Below are 3,780 nucleotides of genomic sequence, written 5' to 3'. Positions count from 1 at the left end.
GATAAGCGCTGTTTTGAGTCGCGCGCGTGCCCAGTTTACAGTGCACTGAAACACGCCACAGTAGTTCTGAATCTTCACTGCAATACAGCCTGTTTTTTCCCGATTTGCACTGCCTGAAAGCACACCCGTTCGTGATGTAACCCTGCGGGTCGCCGCACATCGCAAAGCTTCGCCCCGGCACCGCCACTGATCACACCAGCATCGGTCCTTTATCAACCCGTATCGCCACAATTGATTGTTCATCCCCCTTGACGCCCCCCTGTCTTTCCACAAAATAATCCAACATGCAACGAACCACAAACACCAGCCAACGGACTCCAGATCAATAGTTCGAACACAAGAATGAACCTCACAACAATAACAAACTCTCATTGTCCTCTCCCCCGTGCGGGTGCCACTGTTGGCTTGCCCAACAGTGCTTTGAGTATCCATCCTAACTCAGAAAAGCAGGGTGAGCCCGAATGCAATTCGGGCCGAGCGCAGCGAGCAGGAGGTCGCAGCTACCGCGTTCCTTCCAGAACCAGACTTCCCCCCTACTCACTTCGCACGGCCGGACAAGCCGGCCATGGCACCCGGAAACCACTTATCTTAATTGCAAAGTCTCCTGCAAAATCAGACGTGCGCGTGCCACTGTCGGCTTGCCCGACAGTGTTCGATCAACCAGTCCCATATCAACAGAAAGGGTGCTCCCGGATGCACATCCGGGACGAGCGCAGCCAGCAGGAAACGGACAGATCGGTTCACACAGTAGAAGAAACTCTCCCACACCAGCAAACCAGATCCACACCACCTGCTGACAGCACACTGGTTTAATCACGTCTTTCCCTGTATTCTAGCGGATCACTGCAAACCACATGTAGATGAACAATCAGAACCAGGCTTGATACAATGCGAACCCGAACCGTTCCATTTTGTCAGATCAGAAACCTGTTAACATTAACTCTCCCAAAGCTTTGAAAAGTCACACTTCATGGAAACCCGCTTGCTGGACTATCTGCAGAGAATTCTTAATTCCCGCGTCTATGATGTCGCCATTGAATCCCCGCTGGAACTGGCGGAAAAACTGTCAACGCGTCTGGGAAACCAGATCTGGCTCAAGCGGGAAGACAAACAGCCGGTCCACAGCTTCAAACTTCGCGGGGCCTACAATAAGATGTCACGTCTGACACCCGCCGAACTCGCGCGGGGCGTCGTCTGCTCCTCCGCCGGAAACCATGCCCAGGGAGTCGCCCTCAGTGCCCGACAGCTCGGCTGCCAGGCGCATATTGTCATGCCCGTGACCACTCCCGAGCTGAAATCCGACGCGGTCCGTGCCCTGGGAGCCCAGGTCATCCTGTTTGGCGACAGCTATTCCGATGCCTACGTGCACGCACTCGAACTGCAGCAACAGTACCAGTACGTGTTCGTTCATCCGTTTGATGATCCCGATGTCATCGCCGGCCAGGGAACGGTCGGCATGGAAATCCTCCGTCAGCACCAGCATCCCATTCACGCCGTCTTCGTTGCCATCGGGGGCGGCGGTCTTATCTCCGGCGTCGCCGCCTATATCAAAGCGGTTCGCCCCGAAATCAAAGTCATCGGCGTGCAGATGACCGACTCCAATGCCATGCTGCAGTCGATCCAGGAGGGCCATCCGGTCAGCCTGCCCGATGTCGGTCTCTTTTCCGATGGTACCGCCGTCAAACTGGTGGGCACGGAAACTTTCCGCCTGACACAGGAACTGGTCGACGATTTCGTGACCGTCGATACCGACGCTGTCTGCGCTGCCATCAAAGATGCCTTTGAAGATACACGCAGCATCCTCGAGCCCGCCGGTGCGATGGGGATCGCCGGAATGAAGCAGTATGCCAGGCAGCATCAACTGCAGGGACAGCATCTGGTCGCCATCACCTGCGGTGCCAACATGAATTTTGACCGGCTGCGGTTTGTCGCCGAACGGGCCGAGGTCGGTGAAGAACGCGAGGCCCTGTTCGCCGTCACCATCCCGGAAGAACGCGGCAGTTTCAAACAGTTCTGCGAAATTGTCGGCCAGCGGAGTGTCACTGAGTTCAGTTATCGTATCTGTGATGAACGCGAAGCCCATGTGCTGGTCGGCCTGTCGATCCGCAATCGCAGCGAAGTCCCGGAAATCACCGATGACTTCGCCTCCCGGGGATTCGTCGCCCTCGACCTGGTCGACGACGATCTGGCCAAAGACCATCTCCGTTACATGGTGGGGGGCCGCAGTCCCCTCGTCGGCAATGAACGGCTCTACCGTTTTGAGTTCCCCGAGCGACCCGGTGCCCTCATGCGATTTCTCTCGCACATGCATCCCAGCTGGAACATCAGCCTGTTCCATTACCGCAATCAGGGTTCCGACTTCGGCCGCATCCTGGTCGGCATCCAGGTTCCCGATGCCGAGTTGCCGGACTTCCAGGACTTCCTCGCAACATTAGGTTACCGCCACATCGATGAAACAGCCAACCCCGTCTATCGCCTGTTTCTGCGGTAATCTCTCCAGGCGGTCGCCAGATTTTCCTGCGTATTTCAATTCAGAATTGATATAATCAAACGACACGGCCACTGTTACAGTGTGTTAGATAGTCGTGGCCAAATTTGCAACTCTGCGGTTTGATCACTATCAGTGACATTCACTGTCGAAATCCATTCGTTCATAAAGCAGTAAGCTAAAGCAGGATGAACCCATGAAACTTCTGTCACTCTGTCTCTTTCTGACCGCCAGTCTGCTGCTGTCTGCCCCTCATTCGACCTCGGCGGAACCCTATAATCCCCTGAAAGCGACAGAAGGCAATCCTGGTAAACCAATCGACATCACGATGCGTGACAAAAACCGCGACCGGGACATTCCCCTGCGGATTTATCTCCCTGCACAAAAGCAGGCCGCCCCGGTAATCCTGTTCAGCCACGGTCTGGGTGGTACCCGGAAAGGCTGTCAATATCTGGGAGAACACTGGTCGGCCCGCGGTTATGTTGTCGTCTACATGCAGCATGCCGGCAGCGATGAAGATGTCTGGAAAGGAGTGGCTCTGCTCGAACGGCTCAAGGCATTGAAATCCGCGACGACGCTGCAGAATACCGTCGACCGCTACCAGGATGTCTCGGCGGTACTGGATCAGCTGGCGCTGTGGAATAATGACTCTACCCACCCGTTTCACAAAAAGCTGGACCTGCAGCACATCGGCATGTCAGGCCATTCCTATGGTGCGATCACCACCCAGGGAGTCAGCGGCCAGGCCTGGCGACTCGTCGGTCAGCGGTTTACCGATCCCCGTATCGAAGCCGCCGTCATGTTCAGCCCCAGCACGCAAGGCAGAACCGATCCTGCGATTTCTTTTGGCGAGGTGAAGATTCCCTGGATGCTGCTGACCGGCACGAAAGACACCTCCCCCATCAACGACACCACCGTTGCAGACCGCCGCAAAGTCTACCAGGGTCTGCCCGACACGATCGACAAATACGAACTCGTGCTGATCGACGCCCCGCACTCCGCCTTTGCTGACGGCAACGAACGCCCGGGCCGCATCCGCCGCAATCCCAAATATCATGAAGAGATCCTGGCCGTCACCACCGCATTCTGGGACACCTATCTCCGCCGAAACGAAAACGCCCGCGTCTGGCTCCAGGGCAAACCCTGCCAGCAGCAACTCGACCCGAAAGACGAATGGCAGTTCCAGACCCGATCGGGGAAGAAAGTGAAACAGTAAGCGTAGGCAACGCGCGAATGTCTCTTTAGGAAAGAAATTTCTAGAGGTCATCTCAAAACCGTTTTAATAGTGTAAA

The 3,780-nt window shown here is 55.8% G+C and carries 2 protein-coding genes; both read left to right on the top strand.

Going from position 1 to position 3,780, the window contains the following annotated elements; all coding sequences use genetic code 11:
- The first annotated feature begins 970 nt into the window (after nt 1-970).
- Nucleotides 971-2,491 (top strand): threonine ammonia-lyase, biosynthetic, encoded by a 1,521-nt coding sequence (gene ilvA, locus AACZ40_RS28510; RefSeq protein ID WP_291169239.1) that lies wholly within the window; start codon nt 971-973, stop codon nt 2,489-2,491.
- Nucleotides 2,492-2,684: 193 nt separating this feature from the next.
- Nucleotides 2,685-3,704, top strand: coding sequence for a dienelactone hydrolase (locus AACZ40_RS28505; RefSeq protein WP_291169236.1), 1,020 nt, complete (start codon nt 2,685-2,687; stop codon nt 3,702-3,704).
- Nucleotides 3,705-3,780 lie beyond the last annotated feature (76 nt).

The organism is uncultured Gimesia sp. (assembly GCF_963972345.1).
Classification (GTDB): domain Bacteria; phylum Planctomycetota; class Planctomycetia; order Planctomycetales; family Planctomycetaceae; genus Gimesia.
Note: the sequence above shows the minus strand (reverse complement) of the source record. Positions and strands in the feature narration are given on the sequence as shown.

What these genes read in the sequence shown, in the direction of transcription:
- ilvA (WP_291169239.1), top strand. Translation starts at nt 971, where the DNA reads ATGGAAACCCGCTTGCTGGACTATCTGCAGAGAATTCTTAATTCCCGC.
- AACZ40_RS28505 (WP_291169236.1), top strand. Translation starts at nt 2,685, where the DNA reads ATGAAACTTCTGTCACTCTGTCTCTTTCTGACCGCCAGTCTGCTGCTG.